18 protein-coding genes are annotated in these 19,507 nt (G+C 65.7%); 13 read left to right on the top strand and 5 right to left on the bottom strand.

Going from position 1 to position 19,507, the window contains the following annotated elements; genetic code table 11:
- Window positions 1–436 precede the first annotated feature (436 nt).
- The 11 genes from ACHWUQ_RS01630 (at window position 437) to ACHWUQ_RS01580 (ending at window position 12,369) form a co-directional block, all read left to right on the top strand.
- Window positions 437–2,515: a catalase gene (locus ACHWUQ_RS01630; protein WP_394680150.1), complete on the top strand. Its 2,079-nt coding sequence runs from the start codon at window positions 437–439 to the stop codon at window positions 2,513–2,515.
- Window positions 2,516–2,810: 295 nt separating this feature from the next.
- Window positions 2,811–4,175: a GntP family transporter gene (locus ACHWUQ_RS01625; RefSeq protein WP_312834181.1), complete on the top strand. Its 1,365-nt coding sequence runs from the start codon at window positions 2,811–2,813 to the stop codon at window positions 4,173–4,175.
- A gap of 100 nt (window positions 4,176–4,275) precedes the next feature.
- Entirely contained in the window at window positions 4,276–5,199 is a 924-nt protein-coding gene (gene ltnD, locus ACHWUQ_RS01620; RefSeq protein WP_373448752.1) for an L-threonate dehydrogenase, read from the top strand.
- Complete coding sequence (gene otnK / locus ACHWUQ_RS01615; RefSeq protein ID WP_394680149.1) at window positions 5,196–6,473, top strand: 3-oxo-tetronate kinase; 1,278 nt, start codon at window positions 5,196–5,198, stop codon at window positions 6,471–6,473. The genes ltnD and otnK overlap by 4 nt, the downstream gene beginning before the upstream one ends.
- 14 nt (window positions 6,474–6,487) lie before the next feature.
- A complete protein-coding gene (locus tag ACHWUQ_RS01610) occupies window positions 6,488–7,174 on the top strand; it encodes an aldolase (RefSeq protein WP_394680148.1) in 687 nt (228 codons plus the stop codon).
- A gap of 68 nt (window positions 7,175–7,242) precedes the next feature.
- Window positions 7,243–8,052: a 2-oxo-tetronate isomerase gene (gene otnI / locus ACHWUQ_RS01605; protein WP_394680147.1), complete on the top strand. Its 810-nt coding sequence runs from the start codon at window positions 7,243–7,245 to the stop codon at window positions 8,050–8,052.
- Window positions 8,053–8,150: 98 nt separating this feature from the next.
- On the top strand, window positions 8,151–8,996 hold the full coding sequence (locus ACHWUQ_RS01600) for a MurR/RpiR family transcriptional regulator (protein WP_312834176.1): 846 nt from the start codon (window positions 8,151–8,153) through the stop codon (window positions 8,994–8,996).
- A gap of 307 nt (window positions 8,997–9,303) precedes the next feature.
- Window positions 9,304–9,825, top strand: a complete 522-nt coding sequence (locus ACHWUQ_RS01595) for a DUF2199 domain-containing protein (RefSeq protein ID WP_394680146.1) — start codon at window positions 9,304–9,306, stop codon at window positions 9,823–9,825.
- Between the two features lie 222 nt (window positions 9,826–10,047).
- Window positions 10,048–10,194: a hypothetical protein gene (locus ACHWUQ_RS01590; RefSeq protein WP_369458974.1), complete on the top strand. Its 147-nt coding sequence runs from the start codon at window positions 10,048–10,050 to the stop codon at window positions 10,192–10,194.
- 90 nt (window positions 10,195–10,284) lie between these two features.
- The gene (locus ACHWUQ_RS01585) at window positions 10,285–11,712 is read left to right on the top strand and encodes an MFS transporter (protein WP_394680145.1); all 1,428 of its coding nucleotides are present in this window, start codon (window positions 10,285–10,287) and stop codon (window positions 11,710–11,712) included.
- 9 nt (window positions 11,713–11,721) lie between these two features.
- Complete coding sequence (locus tag ACHWUQ_RS01580; RefSeq protein WP_394680144.1) at window positions 11,722–12,369, top strand: aspartate/glutamate racemase family protein; 648 nt, start codon at window positions 11,722–11,724, stop codon at window positions 12,367–12,369.
- Between the two features lie 39 nt (window positions 12,370–12,408).
- Here the strand turns inward: ACHWUQ_RS01580 and ACHWUQ_RS01575 are convergent, their stop codons facing one another.
- From ACHWUQ_RS01575 to ACHWUQ_RS01565, 3 genes are all read right to left on the bottom strand, one after another.
- Entirely contained in the window at window positions 12,409–13,686 is a 1,278-nt protein-coding gene (locus ACHWUQ_RS01575; protein WP_394680143.1) for an NAD(P)/FAD-dependent oxidoreductase, read from the bottom strand.
- On the bottom strand, window positions 13,683–14,534 hold the full coding sequence (locus tag ACHWUQ_RS01570) for an NUDIX domain-containing protein (protein ID WP_394680142.1): 852 nt from the start codon (window positions 14,532–14,534) through the stop codon (window positions 13,683–13,685). Before ACHWUQ_RS01570 ends, ACHWUQ_RS01575 begins: the two co-directional genes overlap by 4 nt.
- A 102-nt stretch (window positions 14,535–14,636) precedes the next feature.
- On the bottom strand, window positions 14,637–15,617 hold the full coding sequence (locus tag ACHWUQ_RS01565) for a quinone oxidoreductase (RefSeq protein WP_239811111.1): 981 nt from the start codon (window positions 15,615–15,617) through the stop codon (window positions 14,637–14,639).
- A gap of 113 nt (window positions 15,618–15,730) precedes the next feature.
- Here ACHWUQ_RS01565 and ACHWUQ_RS01560 point away from each other — a divergent pair, with 113 nt between their 5' ends.
- Window positions 15,731–16,633, top strand: coding sequence for a DMT family transporter (locus ACHWUQ_RS01560; RefSeq protein WP_239811110.1), 903 nt, complete (start codon window positions 15,731–15,733; stop codon window positions 16,631–16,633).
- 122 nt (window positions 16,634–16,755) lie between these two features.
- Entirely contained in the window at window positions 16,756–17,622 is an 867-nt protein-coding gene (locus ACHWUQ_RS01555; protein WP_394680141.1) for a DUF2076 family protein, read from the top strand.
- Between the two features lie 79 nt (window positions 17,623–17,701).
- On the opposite strand, the gene ACHWUQ_RS01550 is transcribed toward ACHWUQ_RS01555, so the two are convergent.
- A complete protein-coding gene (locus tag ACHWUQ_RS01550) occupies window positions 17,702–18,529 on the bottom strand; it encodes an SDR family oxidoreductase (RefSeq protein WP_394680140.1) in 828 nt (275 codons plus the stop codon).
- Window positions 18,530–18,601: 72 nt separating this feature from the next.
- Window positions 18,602–19,474 (bottom strand): DMT family transporter, encoded by an 873-nt coding sequence (locus ACHWUQ_RS01545; RefSeq protein ID WP_312529200.1) that lies wholly within the window; start codon window positions 19,472–19,474, stop codon window positions 18,602–18,604.
- Window positions 19,475–19,507 lie beyond the last annotated feature (33 nt).

Raw genomic sequence — 19,507 nt, 5'->3', positions numbered from 1 at the left:
ACACCATGCGATCCATCCTGCTTTGGCTGATTGGCGTGCCAATCCCCATCATCATCCTGATTGCGCTGTTCTTCCACTGATCGGCGCAGCCAGCACAGAACCAGGCCGCTCACCGAGCGGCCTTTTTGCTGCGCGCCTGCCAGGGCGGTGCAGCGCAGTGCATTGCGGCGTCTCAGCCCGTGCATGACAAGCAAGTCCTCCAAATGCCTACAAGGGCGGGAACGGGCTGCTGGCATTCTTGAACCGCCAAGCGTCGCTCCACAACCCTCGCTGCCTCCTTCGCCGGCCGCCCGCCCGGTGCCGTGCCACAGGCCATTGCCCGCGGCGCGGTGCCAGGTCTGCGGCGCCCGGCGGCCATGGGTACAGCCGGTTCCTCCAGTTGTGGAGCACCTGCCAGCCCCAGGCCAACCCTGAACCAACCATCTGGAGATCCACGATGACCACTCGCAAATCGCCCGCATCCGCTGCCAACCAAGCCAGTACCGGAGGCGAGCGCCATGACCAGGCCGGTGATGGCCACCCGGTGATGACCACCCAGCAGGGTATCCCTGTCTCGGACAACCAGAACTCATTGCGCGCCTACGGCCGGGGACCCACCTTGCTCGAAGACTTTGTGCTGCGCGAGAAGATCACCCATTTCGACCATGAGCGCATTCCAGAGCGTATCGTGCATGCACGCGGCACGGCCGCACATGGCTACTTCGAGCTGAGCCATTCGCTGAAAAAGTACACGACCGCCAGGGTGCTGACCGAGGTCGGCAAGAAGGTGCCGATCTTTGCGCGCATGTCCACGGTGGCTGGCGGTGCGGGCTCGGTCGATACCCCGCGCGATGTGCGTGGCTTCGCGATCAAGCTCTACACCGAAGAAGGCAACTGGGACCTGGTGGGCAACAACATTCCGGTGTTCTTCATCCAGGATGCGATGAAGTTCCCCGACCTGGTGCATGCCGTCAAGATGGAGCCCGACCGTGGCTTTCCGCAAGCAGCGTCTGCGCATGACACCTTCTGGGATTTCATCTCGCTGATGCCCGAGTCCATGCACATGATCATGTGGGCGATGAGCGACCGGGCGATCCCGCGCAGCCTGCGTACGATCGAAGGCTTTGGCGTGCACAGCTTCCGCCTCATCAACGACAAGGGCGAGAGCACCTTTGTGAAGTTCCACTGGCGCCCGCAACTGGGCATCCAGTCGACGGTCTGGGACGAAGCGGCCAAGCTGCAGGCGGCCGACAACGACTTCCACCGCCGCGACCTGTTCGAGGCCATCGAGGCCGGCCATGCCCCTGCCTGGGACCTGTTCGTGCAGCTGTTCACGCAGGAAGAAGCCGACGCCCTGCCCTATGACCACCTGGATCCGACCAAGATCATTCCCGAAGAGGTGATTCCGCTGACCAAGATCGGCAGCTTCACGCTGGACCGCTGGCCGGACAACTTCTTTGCCGAGACCGAGCAGGTCGCCTTCTGCCCGGCCAATGTGCCGCCCGGCATTGATTTCTCGAACGATCCGCTGCTGCAAGGCCGCCTGTTCTCGTACCTGGACACGCAGCTGTCGCGCCTGGGCGGACCGAACTTCACGCAGATCCCCGTGAACGCGCCCAAGTGCCCGTTTGCCCACACCCAGCGTGACGGCCATATGCAGACCCAGGTGCCCAAGGGACGCGTGGCCTACGAGCCATCGAGCCTGGACCCGAACTCGCCACGCGAATCGCGGGCCCAGGGTTTCAAGTCGTTTGCCCAGCCGTCGGAAGGCGATGCCAAGAGCCGCATCCGCCCGGAAAGCTTTGCCGACCACTACAGCCAGGCGCGCCTGTTCTACACCAGCCAGAGCGACATCGAGCAGGCCCATATTGCGTCCGCGCTGGTGTTTGAGCTGTCCAAGGTGCAGACGCCCCATGTGCGCGAAGCGGTGGTATCCCACCTGCTGGTGATTGACAACAACCTGGGCAAGCGGGTGGCCAAGGGCCTGGGCCTGGCGGCCTTGCCCAAGCCCGCCAAGCCTGCGGTGCCGGTGCAAGACCTGCCACCCAGCCCCGCGCTGCGCATCATCGACCGTATGAAGCCCACCCTGGAAGGCCGCTGCGTCGCGATTCTGGTGGACGACGGCTCTAACGCCGAGAACGTGGCCGCGCTGCAAAAGGCCATCCTGGCCGAGAAGGCCATGGTCAAGATCATCGCGCCCAAGATTGGTGGCGCCACGTTGAGCGACGGCAAGCACATTGCTGCCGATGCGCAGCTGGCCGGCGCGCCCTCGGCGCAGTTCGATGCGGTGGCGTCCGTCATTCCGATGGCATCGGGTGAGACGCTGGCCAAGGACAGCGCCGCGCAGGACTGGTTCCGCGACGCCTTTGGCCACCTGAAGGCGATTGCCGCCTGCAAGGCCACGCACCTGATCCTGGACGCCGCTGGGGTGAAGCCGGACGAAGGCGTGTTCGAGCCCAAGGATGTGGCCGGTTTCATCGAGGGCGCGAAGACCCGCTTCTGGGACCGCGAGCCGACGTTGCGTACGCTGGCTTGATGCCAGGGCGGATTGCAGGGGCCACCGCCCGCTGCGATCCCAGCCAACGCCAAGGCGCTGCAGACCACTGCAGCGCCTTTTTGACGCCCACGTCCGGGATGCGAGGGCTTTGCAGGCAGGCGACCCGGCCTGCCGTGTGCAACCAAAAACCTTGCCCTGCCTCGGGAAAGTACCGCGCAAGGCCATGCGCGCGCAGTGCTATGATCGCGCAAAATTTGTATGATAACAATATAAACTGTCAGTGGCACCGCGCCATTTGGCCCCTTTGATAACCGAGTGAGACAAGTCCTTCGCCATGACGACCTTTGCCCTTCTGAGCATTGCGGGCGCCAGCATTGCTGCGCTGCTGCTGCTGATCATCCGATTCGAAGTCCATGCCTTTGTGGCGCTGATGCTGGTGAGCCTGCTGGTGGCGCTGGCCACGGGCATCCCGCTCGCTGAGATCATTCCCACGTTGATATCCGGCATGGGCGGCACGTTGGGGTCGGTGGCCATCCTGGTGGCGCTGGGCGCGATGCTGGGCCGGATGATCGAGGTATCGGGCGGCGCCAATACCTTGGCGCAGCGCTTCAGCCAGCTGCTGGGCCCCAAGCGGGTGCCGGCAGCGCTGACGGCGGCCGCGCTGGTGCTGTCGATCCCCGTGTTCTTTGATGTGGGTTTCATCATCCTGATCCCCATCATCTATGGCTTTTGCAAGGCCGCAGGGGTCAGCCCCATCAAGTACGGGCTGCCGGTGGCCGGCATCATGCTGGCCACCCATGTGGTCGTGCCGCCGCACCCGGGCATTGTCGGCGGCGCAGCGGTGCTGTCGGCCGATGTGGGCTGGATCACGCTGATCGGGCTGGGCATCTGCATACCGCTGGCCTTTGTGGCGCAGTGGGTGGGCGGCTATTTGAACCGCCGCCATTACACGATGCAGCCGGATGCAGAAGCCCAGTTCCGCAACTTTGGCAGCGGCGATGCCGCCGATGCGCCTGCCGCCAGGCTGCCGGGCGTGGGTGCCGTGCTGACCTTGATCCTGGCACCGCTGGCCCTCATCATGCTGGGCACGACGGCGGCGACCATGCTCCCCAAGGGCGATGCGCTGCGTGATTTTCTGGCCTTTACTGGCGCGCCGGTGTTTGCGTTGATGGTAGCGATTGGCCTGGCCTTTGTGCTGCTGGTGCGCCCGCTGGGCTGGACGCGCAAGCGCACCAATGAAGTGATGGAATCGGCGCTGCCCGCAGCAGCCACGGTGATCTTGGTGACCGGCGCTGGCGGCGTGTTTGCCAAGGTGCTGACGGTGAGCGGCATTGGCACCGCGCTGTCCCAGGCGCTGTCGGGTACCGGCCTGCCTCTGATCCTGCTGGGCTTCGTCATCTCTTTGGCCTTGCGCGCCGCGCAGGGCTCGGCAACGGTGGCCATTCTCACCACCTGCGGCCTGCTGGCCGAAAGCATTCAGGGCGGCGGCTACAGCGCGGTGCAGATCGCCGTGCTGACGGTGGCCATCGGCTTTGGCGGCCTGGGACTGTCGCATGTCAATGACTCGGGCTTCTGGATTGTGACCCGCTACCTGGGCCTGAGCGTGGCCGATGGGCTGCGCAGCTGGACGGTGCTGACCACCGTGCTGGGCGTCGCCGGCTTTGCGCTGACCTGCCTGGTCTGGGCGCTGGTGGCCTGATCCGCAGCCTGGTTGGTCGCTTTCCTATTTGTCGCTTGCATTCTTGTGCCCCGCCACCAGGCCGGGCATTCTCTACCTCTGATTCACGGGAGCTTCTCCAATGACTACACACGCACAGCACGCCAAGGTGGGCGTCATCGGCCTGGGCGCCATGGGCCTGGGCATTGCCCAAACCCTGCGCAACCGGGGCTACCAGGTCCATGTCTGTGATGTGCGCCCGGGCGCAGCGGCCGACTTTGCCAGCGCCGGTGGCGTAGCCTGCGCCCACCCGGCCGAGCTGGCCGCGCAGGTGGATGTGGTGGTGTCCGTCGTCGTCAACGCCGCGCAGACCGAGGCCGTGCTGTTTGGCGAGCATGGCGCCGCTGCGGCGATGCGCGCTGGCAGCACCTTTGTGATGTGCTCTACCGTTGACCCGAACTGGTCCATCGCGCTGGAGGCGCGCCTGGCCCAGAGCGGCGTGCTGTATGTGGATGGCCCCATCTCCGGCGGCGCGGCCAAGGCGGCGGCCGGCCAGATGACGATGATGACCTCGGCCACGCCAGCGGCCTACGCCGCAGCGGGCGCTGTGCTCGATGCGATGGCCGGCAAGGTCTACCGCTTGGGCGACAAGGCAGGCGCGGGCAGCAAGGTCAAGATCATCAACCAGCTGCTGGCCGGTGTGCACATTGCCGCCGCTGCCGAGGCCATGGCCCTGGGCCTGCGCGAAGGGGTGGACGCTGCGGCGATCTACGAAGTCATCACCCACAGCGCCGGCAACAGCTGGATGTTTGAGAACCGCATGGCCCATGTGCTGGCGGGCGACTACACGCCGCTGTCGGCCGTCGATATCTTTGTGAAGGACCTGGGTCTGGTGCTGGATACCGCACGCGCCAGCAAGTTTCCGCTGCCGCTGGCGGCCACCGCGCACCAGATGTTCATGCAGGCATCCACCGCAGGCTACGCCAAGGAAGACGACAGCGCGGTGATCAAGATCTTCCCCGGCATCACCCTGCCCCAGGCGGCCAATGACGGAGGCCAGCGATGAGCGGCGCCGCATTGAAGCTGGGCTGCATTGCCGACGACTTTACCGGCGCCACCGACCTGGCCAACAATCTGGTGCGCGCCGGCATGCGCGTGGTGCAGACCATTGGTGTGCCCAGCGGCCCGCTGGATGCGGAGGTGGATGCTGTGGTGGTGGCGCTGAAGTCGCGCACCATCCCCGCCGGCGAAGCCGTGGCCCAGTCGCTGGCGGCCCTGCGCTGGCTGCAGGGCCAGGGCGCGCAGCAGGTCTATTTCAAATACTGCTCCACCTTTGACAGCACGCCGGCCGGCAATATCGGCCCGGTGACGGACGCGTTGATGGATGCGCTGGGCAGCGACTTCAGCATCGCCACCCCGGCCTTTCCGGACAACAAGCGCACGGTCTTCAAAGGCTATCTGTTTGCCGGCGATGTGCTGCTGAACGAAAGCGGCATGCAGAACCACCCGCTGACCCCCATGACCGACCCCAACCTGGTGCGCGTGCTGCAGTCGCAGACCCGGCGCAAGGTGGGCCTGATCGACCACAGCGTGGTCGCCCAGGGCGCAGACGCCATCCGCAACCGCATCGCGGCGCTGAAGGCCGACGGCGTGGGCATTGCGATTGTTGATGCGGTATCGAACGACGACCTGCTGCGCATGGGCCCGGCGCTGGCCGATCTGCCGCTGGTAACCGCCGGCTCGGGCGTTGCGATTGCGCTGCCTGCCAACTTTGGCCTGCAGGCCAGCCACCAGGCGGCCGCCTTGCCGGCGGCCAGCGGGCTGCAGGCAGTGGTGTCGGGCAGTTGCTCGGTAGCGACCAATGCGCAGGTGGCGCACTTCATCGCCAGCGGCCGCCCGGCACTGGCGCTGGCGCCGCTGCGCATGGCCGCCGGTGACGATGTAGTGCGCGAGGCGCTGGACTGGGCCCGCCCGCATCTGGCCAACGGGCCGGTACTCGTCTACTCCACCGCCGAGCCCGATGCGGTGCGCAGCATCCAGGCCCAGCTGGGCGTGGAGCAAGCCGGTGCGCTGGTGGAGCAAACCCTGGCTGCCATTGCGCGCGGCCTGGTGGCGCTGGGCGTGCGGCAGCTGCTGGTAGCAGGTGGAGAAACATCAGGCGCCTGCGTGCAGGCCCTGGGCATTGCACAGATGCGCATTGGCGGCCAGATTGACCCGGGGGTGCCTTGGTGCCATGCGGCCAGTCCGGCAGCGCCGGAGGGCTTGCACATTGCGCTCAAATCGGGCAACTTTGGCAGCACCGATTTCTTCACCAAGGCATTCACCTCCTTGCAAGGCTGACAACGATGGTCTTTATGGACGAACCCAGCGCCCGCGCCGAGATCTGCCGGGTAGGAGCATCGCTGTTCCAGCGCGGCTATGTGCATGCCAGCGCCGGCAATATCAGCGTGCGCCTGGCCGATGGCTACCTGATCACCCCGACCGACGCAAGCCTGGGCCAGCTGCAGCCCGATCGCCTGGCCAAGCTCGATCTGCAAGGCCAGCAGCTGAGCGGTGACCGCGCCAGCAAGACCATCGTGCTGCACCGGCGCATTTACGAGGCCAGCGCCAACACGCCAACACCGGCCGGCTGCGTGATCCACACGCACAGCCGCCAGCTGGTGGCCTGCTCGCTGCAAGCGACTGCTGTGCCGGGGGTGGAGGCCGCTGCCGAGCTGCTGCCCGCGCTGACGCCCTACTTTGTGATGAAGGTCGGCCGTGTGCCGCACATCGCCTACCACCGCCCCGGCTCGCCCGATGCGGCACAGGCCGTGGCCGAGGCGATCGCGCAGTACGCAGCCGCCGGCAAGCCGATCCGCGCCGTGATGCTGGCGCGCCTGGGCCCCAATGTCTGGCACGAGAGCCCGGCTGCGGCGATGGCCGTGCTGGAAGAGCTGGAGGAAACGGCGCTGCTCTGGAACCAGTGCCGCCAGCAGCCACCCGCGCCGCTGAGCGACGCCCAGATTGACGAACTGCGCCAGAGCTTTGGCGCCCACTGGTAAAACTACTTCCCGGCCTGCCGCACGCTGACCGCCTGCCTGCCGGCCGCCCCTTTTTTGGAAAGCACCCCATGCCCCGTTTTGCTGCCAACCTGTCCATGCTCTACAACGACCTGGACTTTCTGGACCGCTTTGCCGCCGCTGCCCGCGATGGTTTTACGGCCGTCGAGTACCTCTTCCCCTACGCCTACGCGCCCGAGCAGCTGGCGGCCTTGCTGCAGCAACAGGGCCTGCAGCAGGTGCTGTTCAATGCACCGCCCGGCGACTGGGACCGGGGCGAGCGCGGCATTGCCTGCATCCCCGGGCGTGAGGCCGAGTTCCGCGACGGCATAGCGCAGGCGCTGCGCTATGCCCAGGCGCTGCAATGCCCGCGCCTGCATGTGATGGCCGGCCTGGTGCCTGCGGGCGCCGATGCCGCTACCGTGCGCGCCACCTACATCGCCAATATCCGCCATGCGGCCGAGCAGGCGGCAGCGCTAGGCGTGCGCATCCTGCTGGAGCCCATCAATGGCCGCGATATGCCCGGCTTCTTCCTGAGCCGCCAGGACCAGGCCCATGCCCTGGTCGCCGAGATGGGCGCCGCCAATGTGCAGGTGCAGATGGACCTGTACCACTGCCAGATCGTCGAGGGCGACCTGGCGATGAAGATCCGCCAGTACCTGCCTACGGGCCAGGTCGGCCACATCCAGATCGCCGGCGTGCCTGAGCGCCATGAACCCGATGTGGGCGAGCTGCACTACCCCTATCTGTTTGCGCTGCTCGACAGCCTGGGCTACGACGGCTGGATGGGCTGCGAGTACAAGCCCGCACGCGGCGCGGCGCCCCATGCCACCAGCGATGGCCTGGGCTGGCTCAAGCCCTATCTAGCCAAGGCCCACTAAGCGGCGCTACGCACCGCCGTGGTGGATGGGATGAATCGGCTGGCCTAGAATCCCGTCATCCCCTTTTAGCTGCAGGCCCACCGGCCCGCCGCCATGCGATGCGACCACCAGCGACCGAATCCTTTTTGCAGCGGGTGCGCCAGCACCTGCAGGCACTGCCGGCCACCGAGCGGCAGCTGGCAGACTTTGTGCTGGAGTTCCCCGGCGAGCTGGCCAGCTACGCCGGCAATGAGCTGGCCCAGCTGGCGAAGGTGTCGCCCTCGACGGTGAGCCGCTTTATCCGCCGCCTGGGCTATGAGAACTACGAAGAAGCGCGCCGCCAGGTGCGCGAGGACAAGCAAAGCGGCTCGCCGCTGTTCCAGTCGGCGGCCCAGGCTTTTCAGCGCGGGCAGATGCTGGCAACCCACCGCGAGCGCTCGCTGGCCAACCTGACAAACACCCTGGACCAGCTGAGCGAGCCGCAGCTGAGCGAGATCGTGCAGGCCATCATCGCCGCGCGCCAGGTGCTCATCTTTGGCAGCCGCAGCAGCCATGCCTTTGCCCAGTACCTGCGTTGGCAAATCATCCAGGTGGTGCCCCAGGTCATCAGCCTGCCCGGCCCGGGCGAGACCCTGGCCGAATACACCGCCCAGCTGGGCAAGAACGACTGCGTCATCCTCTTCGGCATGCGCCGCCAGACCCGGCAGATGGCCGCACTGCTGGCCAGCGCCAGCAAGGCCGGCGCCTCGGTGCTGCTGGTCAGCGACCAGGCTTCCCCGCACTACGCCGCCGCCACCTGGTCCATCCAGTGCGATTGCCATGGCCCAGGCCTGTTGGACAACCATGTGGCCGTGATGGCCGTCTGCGACCTGCTGGCCACGATGGTGCTGGAGGCCGCCGGCGCGCCCGGCCGCAAGCGCCTGGCTGCCATTGAGCAGCAGCATGAGCAGCATCGGGAGTTTTGAGGCTGGCTGGGCTGCACCATGTAGCAAACCTGCAGAGAGCGAGAACTTGCGTATGGGCGATTGATCAGACAGCTGGCGAATGGACTCGTAGGGGTCGCCGGCCAAGGGCGCTGGCAGCGTCTGAAGTGCATGTGACATTAGGCTGACGGCAGCCAGCCGGATTAGACCTTCGTTTGGCCAGCGAGAAGGCTCACATCGGTGCGAGCTGGCTCATTCGCCGCTGGGTCATAATCGGCCGATCGCGAAGCCCCATGGGGCTCGATCAGCAGTTTCCTACACCAACTTCCTACCTGGAGCCCTAAATCTGATGGCTGCCATCTTCGCATTCAAATGCAGTTGCTGCGGCGACATCCATGAGGGGTCCCCCAGCATTGCCTTCAGGGCGCCGGATCATTACGCAAGCCTGTCGGATGAACAGAAGGCGTCCATCGGGGAACTCAGCAGCGACTTCTGCACAATCACTCACGACGACGGTACGGACTACTTTGTACGAGCAGTTCTAGAGGTACCGATTCATGGAATCGAGGAACCATTTCTCTGGGGGATCTGGGTCTCTCTCAGCCAAAAAAGCTTCGAACGCTATTACGAGACATACGAAGCTCCCGTTGAGGGAGAGGGATTCTTCGGCTGGGTTTGCAACAACATCAGTGTCTATCCGTACGCGTCGTACAGGCCCGCCGATGTTGTGGTTCAACTTGGCGGTCAACGTCCAAAGGTGATCCTTCACACAGGCGATCCCGAGGATGATCAACTCGTCATGGACCAGACTGAAGGCATTTCAGTGGCCCGTGCCCAAGAGCTGGCAGAAAAGGCAATGCACAACGGCTGAGACCTGCTTGAAAACCTCTTGAGCCAAGCTGCTCGATCAGGGCCGCTATTGAAGGCTGGCGACTTACCCTCAACGTCGTAAAGGGGCCGGCAGAAGCGATCGCCCTATTCTCAAAATACTGCCGCTTAGTCGATCGCCAGTTCCAACGCTGGCGGTTGCAGTTTTTGCGCCCTGATGCCCTCAGCCCTCACCTTATAGACCTCGGCTAATCTCGCTACAGCTATGTACGCTGCCGATGCATCAGCTGCTGCGGCCTTGCTTTCAGAAAACGCCCCCACCACCCTGATCCCCAACGCCACCCTGGATGGCACGTTGCTTGCTTTAGCTTGGCTGGTGCATGAAATTTCAATTTCACATGCACCATATTAGTGAAATACCTATACCAAACTTCGATGAACTGCCCAACACTGGCGCAGCGATCCGAATCGAGCAAGTACGACTCTTCTCAAGGAGCTTTCAATGGCTGGTGGACCTGCACTTTCCTCTGCACCCGACTCTCCCAAGGTGGCCGAACTCGACCAGGCCCTGGACAAGATAGGGGTGACCCGCTCGCACCACACGATCATCTTTTTGATCCTGATTGGCTGCCTGTTTGACAGCTTCGAGCAGAATGCGGTCGGCATCATCGGGCCCATGCTCAAGGAGCAATGGGGGCTGACGGCGTCGGACATCGGCATGCTCAACTCGGTGACCTTTGCCTGCGCGGCGATTGGCCGTATCGTCTCGGGCTATATCGCCGACCGCTATGGCCGCCGCGTGATGCTGTCGGTGGACTTGTTGCTGTTCACCATTGGTGCGGGCATCTGCGCGATGGCGCCCAACTTGGCGGTGATGGCACTGGGCCGGGCGGTGGTGGGCTTTGGCCTGGGGGGTGAGATTGCGATTGCGGTCACGATGCTGTCAGAGTTCTGCTCGTCCAAGTTCCGGGGCACGGCGGTTGGCCTGGTCAACGTGGGCGCGGGCGGGCTGGGCAATTTTCTGGCGCCGGCCTTTGGCCTGCTGGTGTTCTGGATCTTCCCCGGCGACAACGGCTGGCGCTGGCTCTTTGTCTGCCTGATGGTGCCGGCACTGCTGGCTGCGTTCTACCGCCGCTATATCCCCGAGACGCCGCGTTTTCTGCTGTCGCAAGGCCGCATTGCCGAGACCAATGCGGTGCTGACGCGCCTGGCATCGGGCAAGCTGGCGGGCGCTGCGCAAGCCAGCCACCCCTATATCAGCGATGACGGCAGCAGCACCACGGCGGCCAAGATCAAGGTGCGCATCACCGAGATTTTCCGGGGCGCGCTGGGCCGCCGCACCGTGCCGCTGTGCATCACCATCTGGATGACCTATGGCGCGCAGATTTCGGTGCTGACCTTGATGCCGACGATTCTGGTGGGCCTGGGCTACAGCATGTCCAAGAGCCTGCTGTTCACGATGGTGATGCAAAGCGGCAGCCTGCTGGGCGCGATTGCGGCCTCGGCGCTGGGCTTTCACTTTCCGCGCAAACGGGTGCTGACCGCCGGCGCCATCTGCGCCTGCCTGGCAGCACTGACGATTGGCTTTGCGGCCAAGAGCATTGTGGTGCTGCTGATGGCCGGGGCTACCTTCCAGTTCTTTGTGCTGCTGCTCAACACCACCATCTGGATCTATGCGCCCGAGCTCTACCCCACCCGTGTGCGCGCCTTTGGCACTGCCTTCATTCTGGCCACCGGTACGGCAGCCGGTGCGCTGATGCCGCTGGTAGCAGGCCGTCTGTTTGATGGCTTTGGCCTGGGCGGCGTGTTTGGCCTGGCCGCTGCGATGTACCTGGTGTTCATCATCAGTGTGCAATGCGTACCCGAAACCTATGGCCGCTCCCCCGATGCCGAGCCCCTGGCTGGCACGTCTGCCGCGGCCCAATCCTAGTTTTGCTGCATGCCCAAAATCCTGCTGATCAACCCCAATGCCTCCGAGGCCACCACCTCGATGATGGCCGACATTGCCCAGCGCTCGGCGCCTGCGCAGTGGCAGATTCTGCCCCGCACCGCCGGCAAGGGGCCGCCAATGATCGTCAATGCGACCGAGCTGGCGCAAGCCGCGCTGGAAGTGGAAGACTGCTGGCGCGAGGCGCCCAGCGACTGCGCTGGCACCATCATCAGCGCCTTTGGCGACCCGGGGCTGGAGCGGCTGCGGGCCTTGAGCGCCGTGCCGGTGGTGGGCATTGCCGAGGCATCGATGCTGGAAGCGGCCAGCGGCTGCCGGCGCTTTGGCGTAGCCACCGTGACGCCGGACCTGGTGGAGCCGATTGCCGGGCGGGTGGCTGCGGTGGGTTTGACCCATCTTTACACCGGCATCCGCCTGACCGAGGGCGACCCGCGCGCCCTGAGTGGCGATGCCCCGGCACTGGAAGCCGCATTGGCACAAGCAGTGCAGCGCTGTGTGGACGAGGATGGCGCGCAGGCCGTGATCATTGGCGGCGGCCCGCTGGGCCAGGCCGCCATTGCGCTGGCCGAGCGCCTGCACCTGCCGGTGATTGCGCCGATACCGGCGGCGGTGCGCAGGCTCGCGCAGCTGATGGGCTGAGCGCGCCTGCGATCTGCCAAGCGCCTGCTAATTGGTTCATTAGCCCGCAGTACGCAGTTGCCAGAACGGCAGCGCCTGCGGCCCGCACATGCCGGTTGCAATGCGCTGGGCCGTGGGCAGCGAGCCGGTCAGCCCCAGATGGCCATGGCCCACGGCCAGCCACAGGCCCTGGATCGCATCGATATGGCCCACCACCGGCACGGAGCCCGGCAGGCAGGGGCGGTGGCCCATCCAGTGCTGGGCTTCCAGGCCGGCCAGGGCAGGGAAGGCCTCGCGGGCAATGCGCTCGATGCCAGCGACGCGGCGCGGGTTGGGGGGCGCCGTCAGGCCAGCGATCTCGACCGTGCCGCCGACGCGCAGCCCGCCTTCCATCGGCGCGATAAACACTTTCTTGTCGGCCAGCACCACGGTGCGTTCCACCAGATGCTGGGCACCGCCAAACTGGGCGTGGTAGCCACGCTGTGATTCGATCGGCAGCAGCATGCCCAGCGGCTTGAGCAGCGCGGGTGCCCAGGCGCCAGCGGCCACCACCACATGTGGCCAGCGCTGCGCATCCAGCGCGGCTTCGCCGGTGCGCACGGCCCAGCCCTTGTCATCGGGGCGGATGGCTTTGACCTCCGCCTGCACCAGCTTGCCGCCGCGCTGCACAAAGGCATGTAACATGCTTTGCACATAGCGCAGCGGGTTCAGGATGGTGCCGTGATCCGCCAGGTAGCGGCCATGGGCATAGCCCTGGGGCGCATGGGGCTCCAGCGCCTCGATGCCGGCGCGGTCCAGCTCCTCGACCTGGTAGCCGTATTGGGCGCGCAGCTGCCAGCCAGTGGCATCCTTTTGCGCATAACCGGCATCGGGGTAGAGGTGCAGATGGCCGCGCCGCATGAAGAGCTCGGACACGCCCAGGTTCTGCGCCAGCGCCGCATGCGCATCGACGGCGCCCTGGTACAGGTCGTTGAGGCGCTCGGCCGCAGCGGCCACGCGCTTGGGCTCGGCCGATTGCGCAAAGGCCACCAGCCAGGATGCCGCCTTGGGCAGGTGCTTCCAGCCAATCGACAGCGGGCCGTCCTGGTCCATCAGCATGCCGGGCACGGTCTTCAAGATGCCGGGCAGGGCCAGCGGCGCGACCGAGCCGGGGCTGATCGCGCCCGAGTTGCCGTAGCTGCATTCCATGCCAGGCTCGCCCCGGTCGATCAGGGTGACTGCCACGCCATAGCTTTGCAGCGCCAAGGCCGTGGCCACGCCGACCACACCGGCACCCACCACCACCACCTGCTTGGGCGCCTGCACCGGGGCGCCCTGCTTGTTCGCTGTCTCTGTCATGTCATCCAATCTGCAAAACCGGCCCAGACCAAGGCGGCCTCGGGCGTGAATCGTGCCTGCGCCAGCTGCTGCTCGACCTCGCCGGCCTGCCACAGCGCAAACTGCGCCACTTCGCCATCCTGGTTGCGGGGTGCCATGCCGTCAGGCACGGTGGCGGCATACCAGTGGATGTCTTCGTACATATAGCCCAGGTCGCCGCCGCCATCGCTGTCGGGCTGGCGAAAGCGCAGCACGCCGCCATGGCGCAGGCCTTGCAGGTCGGCGATCTGCAGACCGGCCTCTTCCCAGGTCTCGCGGGCCAGCGCTTGCTCCAGGCTGTCCTGGGCCGAGACCATGCCGCCCATCAAGGTGTCCCAGTGCAGCGGGTAGTTGGCCTTGTTGGCCGCGCGCTGCTGCACCCACAGGCGCCCATCCGGGGCCATGCCCACCAGGTGCACCGCCAGGGTGGCAATGCCCAGCACGCGCACTGCCCCGCGCTCCACCGTACCAATGCGGCTGCCATCGACCGCCTGCACAGCCAGCTGCTCATTGCGCCAGGGGCCGCTGCGGCCCGCATCGCGCAACGCATCGGCCAGGCGCCCCATCAAGGTGGTGGCATCTTGCGTGGGCGATTCCAGCAGCCACACCGCCATGCCCGAGCGCTCGCGCTTGGACAGCAGTGCATCGCCGCCCAGGCGCCCTGCGATACCGGTCTCGATCAAGAAATGCTCGACCAGCGAGCCGACCGCCTGGCCGTTGACCCAGAGCGGCAGCCTGGCCTTGCGCGGTGGCGACTGCATGGCCGTGCGCGCAGCAGCCAGCCAGGCGGGCGGCTGGGGCGCAAACGGCGGGGGAGAAACAGGGGACATGGGGCACTATCAAAATAAAAGCAGATGGATGTTAGTCCATCTGCACCTGTGGGCCACCAAGCCCCGCCCCAAAACCCGATGCGGGCATCGGCTACGGGACTATCAAGGCAGCAGGATGCTGCTGCCCGTGGTCTTGCGCGCCTCCAGCGCGCGGTGCGCGGCCTGCACTTCGGACAGCGCAAAGCGCTGCGCGATGTGGATCTTGACCTGGCCCGAGCCGACGACGGCGAACAGGTCATTGGCCATCGCCTGGCAGGCCTCGCGCGAGCGCAGGTGGGTGAACAGCCCCTGGCGGGTAACATAGAGGCTCTTGGCCGCCAGGATGGCCGGCGCAAAAGGCGGCACCGGGCCGGAGGCGTTGCCAAACGAGACCATCAGGCCAAAGGCGCGCAGGCATTGCAGCGAGCCATCCCAGGTGTCCTTGCCGACCGAGTCATAGACGACCTTGACGCCCTTGCCCCCAGTGATGTCCTTGACCCGCTCGGCAAAGTTTTCCGTGCGGTAGTTGATGGCCACCTCGGCGCCATTGGCCAGCGCCAGCTGGCATTTTTCATCGGAACCGGCCGTGGCAATCAGGCGCAGGCCCAGCGCCTTGGCCCATTGGCAGGCGATCAGCCCCACCCCGCCAGCGGCGGCATGGAACAGCACAAAGTCGCCCGAATGCAGGCCTTCGGCCGGCTTGGCCTGGCGCAGCAGGTACTGGGCCGTCAGGCCTTTGAGCATCATCGCCGCGCCGGTTTCAAAATCAATGCTGTCGGGCAGCTGGCAGACATAGGTGGCGGGCATCACGCGCACTTCGCTGTAGCTGCCCGGCGGGTTGCTGGCATAGGCGACCCGGTCGCCCGGCTGCAGGTGCTGCACGCCATCGCCCACGGCCTCGACGACACCAGCGCCTTCCATGCCCAGGTTCAGCGGCATCGGCAAGGTGTAGAGGCCGGTGCGCTGGTAGACGTCGATGAAATTGAGCCCGATCGCATGGTGGCGGATGCGCACCTCGCCCGGGCCGGGCGCGCCGACGTCCACGTCGACCAGCTTCATCTCCTCGGGTCCGCCATTGCGGGCAATCTGTACTGCCAAAGACATGGAAATTCTCCTGTGTGAACTGGGATAGGGTCTGGCCAGGCTCCTGGTGCCGTCAGTCACCATGCTGCCACGCTTTCAGGCGGACCGCTGTCACGGGGATGTACAGTCTGGCGATGCAACAAAAACTGACACCTTCGACGATGGCGCTGCTGACCACCGCGCCACTGATGTGGGCCGGCAATGCCGTGGTCGGCCGGCTGGTGCATGAGCTGGTCTCCCCGATGCTGCTGAACTTTGTGCGCTGGCTGCTGGCCTTTGCGATCATGCTGCCGCTGGCCTACCCGCTGCTGCGCCGGGGCAGCCCGCTGTGGCCGCACTGGAAGCGCTGGTCCGTCATCGGCCTGCTGGGCATTGGCTGCTACAACGCCTTCCAGTACATGGCACTGAAGACCTCGGGGCCCATCAATGTGACCTTGGTCGCATCCAGCATGCCGCTGTGGATGATGGCTTTTGGCGCGCTGTTCTTCCAGACCCGCATCACCCGGCCGCAGATGCTGGGCGCGCTGTTTTCGGTCAGCGGCGTGCTGCTGGTGCTCAGCCATGGCGACTGGCAGCAGCTGAGCCAGCTGCGCCTGGTGCCGGGGGATCTGTTCATGCTGCTGTCCACCGCCTGCTGGTCGCTCTACAGCTGGCTGCTGGTGCGCACCCATGAGCCCGCCGGCATCAAAAGCCAGTGGGCGCTGCTGCTGATGGCCCAGCTGGCGTTTGGCCTGCTGTGGTCGGGCCTGTTTGCCGGCACCGAATGGGCGGTTGGCGCCAGCCAGCTGCAGATGAACAGCACCCTGCTCTGGGCGATTGCCTATATCGTCATCGGCCCGGCGATCCTGGCCTACCGCTGCTGGGGCATCGGCGTGCAGCGGGTGGGCCCGACGGTGGCGGGCTTTTTCACCAACCTGACGCCGCTGTTTGCCGCCGTGCTGTCGGCCGCATTTCTGGGCGAGCCGCCCCGGCTCTACCACGGTGTGGCCTTTGTGCTGGTCGTCGCCGGCATTGTGATCTCGTCGCGCCGGGCGTGATGCGGGCCCGCCGCGCCGCTTACAACCTGCTACCGATAGAACGCAGGCTTCACACTGGCGCCCTTGTGCAGGCGCACAGTGCATCCCATATGCGGTGACACCACCATCGCAAGGATGCCGAGATGAATGCGCAAGAACAAACCCTGATCGAGAACCTCTTCCAGCAACTGCGCCAGCGCGATGGCCAGCCCAAGGATGGCCAGGCAGAAGCCTGGGTACGCCAGCAGGCCCAGCAAACCCCGGATGCGCTCTATTGGCTGACCCAGCGTGGTCTGCTGCTGGAGCAGGCGTTGCAGCAGGCGCAGCAGCAAGAGGCGCAGTTGCAGGCACAACTGGTCGAGGCCCGGGCTGCTGCCGCCCCACCGGCCAGCGGCAGTGGTGGCAGCTTTTTAGGTGCCGGGCTGGACACGCATTTTGGCCGTACCCCCGATGCCAATCTGGCCAGCCGCAGCCCAGCGGGCTATGCGCCGAGTTATCCGCCCAACAGCGCTGCCCCTGCTGGCTATGCCGATACGCCCGCCCCGGCCAGCAGTGGGCGCTGGTTTGGTGCAGCCCCGGCAGCGCCTGCGCCCATTCCCGCCCCGATGCCTGCGCAGCCCAGTGCTGGATCGGCAGCAGGCGGCTTTCTGGGCCAAGCTGCTGCTTCGGCCGCCGGTGTGGCGGGCGGCATGCTGCTGTTCAATGGCCTGAGCCACCTCTGGAGCAACCCCGCCCAGGCAGCAACCACCCCCAGCCACGCGGCCGGCAGCAGCGGCCCGGCCGCAGACAGCGCCAGCACGGCCAGCGCCAGTTCCACCGGCAGCGGCGATAACAGCGGCCTGGACCAGCTCGCCCAGCAAGCCGGGCGCGACCATGTGGACTCCTCCGTCAACCGCTGGATGCCCGAGCAGGACAGCCGCAACAACAGCAGCGACAGCAACAGCCAGGACATCGCCGACTATGACAGCGGCGACGATGGCTTTGACTTCTTGGACGACGACCAGGCTTGATCACTGCCAGCCTCCATGTCAGACGTAAAAAAACCGCCCGGGCATCTGCCCGGGCGGTTCTGCTTTGGGTGACAGGTGCTTAGAAAGTACCTGTGTAGGAGCCGCCATCCGGCAGGATGTTCTGGCCGGTGATATAGGCGGCCTGCTGGCTGCACAGGAACGCGCAGATCGCGCCAAACTCATCGGCGGTGCCGTAGCGGCCGGCAGGAATCTGCTTTTGCTGCGCCTCGCGGATATCGGCTTCGCTCTTGCCGGTCTTGCTGGCAGTGGCGGAGATGGTGGCCGCAATGCGGTCGGTATCGAACTTGCCGGGCAGGATGTTGTTGATGGTCACGCCCTTGGCGGCAATGGCGCTGCGTGCCACACCGGCCACAAAGCCGGTCAGGCCGCTGCGCGCGCCGTTGGACAGGCCCAGGATGTCGATGGGCGCCTTCACGGAGCTGGAGGTGATGTTGACGATGCGGCCAAAACCGCGCTCGGCCATGCCGTCGATCAAGGTCTGGATCAGCGCAATGGGGGTGAGCATGTTGGCGTCCAGTGCCTTGACCCAGGCTTCACGGTCCCAGTCGCGGAAATCGCCGGGAGGTGGGCCGCCGGCGTTGTTCACCAGAATGTCAAAGCGCTGGCCAGGGCCGCCTTCGGCACTCAGCACGGCGGCACGGCCGGCTTCGGTGGTGATGTCTGCGGCCACGGCGATCACCTGGGGGGCCACGCGGCCCGGGGCGGCGGCTGCCCACATGGCGGCCATCACCTTGAGCTGGCGGGCGGTGTCCTTCAGCGCTTCTTCGCCGCGGGAGTTGATGACCACGTTGACGCCTTCATTGACCAGCGCCTGCGCGCAACCACGGCCCAGGCCTTTGCTGGCCGCGCAGACCAGGGCCCATTTGTTGGCAATTCCAAAATCCATATTCAAATCTCCTTGTGGGTACCGATGCTATGCGACAAATGGCAATGGCGTTGGGGCACATGCCCATGCCCTTTATGGCCTCTTGACTTGGTGGGTGAATACGTAGATGCCGGTCAGCACCAAGGCTGTGCCGCCCACCATCACCGGGGTCAGCGGCTCGCCGAGCAGCCACACGCCCATCAGGATGGTGGACAAGGGGCCAATCATGCCGGTCTGGGCGACCGTGGCCGCACCCAGGCGTTCGACCGCCAGCATCACCAGCAACACGGGCACGGCAGTACACAACGTGGCGTTCAAGACGGACAGCCAGATGACGGCCGCATCCACCTGGGCGGCCTGCAGCGGCCTGGTCAGCAGAAACTGCGCAATGCAGAACAGGCAGGCAAAGCTGGTGGCCAGGCCCACCAGGCGCAGGGCACCCAGGCGCTTCACATACTGGGCGCTGTAGACCAGGTAGACGGCATAGCTCACGGCGCTCAGGAACACCAAGGTGGCGCCCCAGCCGACCTGCTGGCCGGCGCCGTGGGTGTACAACTCCATGCCGAACACCAGCATCACGCCGGCATAGCTGATAGCCAGGCCCAGCAGCTGGCGGCCGCTGGCCACCTTGCGGTACAGCAGCCAGCCCAGCGCCAGCACCAAAGTGGGGTTGAGGTAGAGGATCAGCCGCTCCAGCCCCGCGCTGATATAGCTCAGCCCGGCGAAATCGAGGTAGCTGGAGAGGTAGTAGCCGCAAAAGCCCAGCGCGATGACGGCGAGCCAGTCACGCAGCGACAGCGCCGGTTTGCCCCGCCCGGCCCACCAGGCCATGATGACAAACAGCGGCAGCGCAAACAGCATGCGGTACATGATCAAGGTGACCGCATCGACCCCATGGCGGTAGGCCAGCTTGACGATGATGGCCTTGCCGCTGAAGGCGATGGCGCCGACGACGGCGCAGACCATGCCGGCGCGGCGCACGCTGGGCGTGAGCACCGC

This window comes from uncultured Comamonas sp., from assembly GCF_964277875.1.
In the GTDB taxonomy this organism is placed as follows: Bacteria; Pseudomonadota; Gammaproteobacteria; order Burkholderiales; family Burkholderiaceae_C; genus Comamonas; species Comamonas sediminis.
This window is presented reverse-complemented; position numbering and strand designations above follow the sequence as displayed.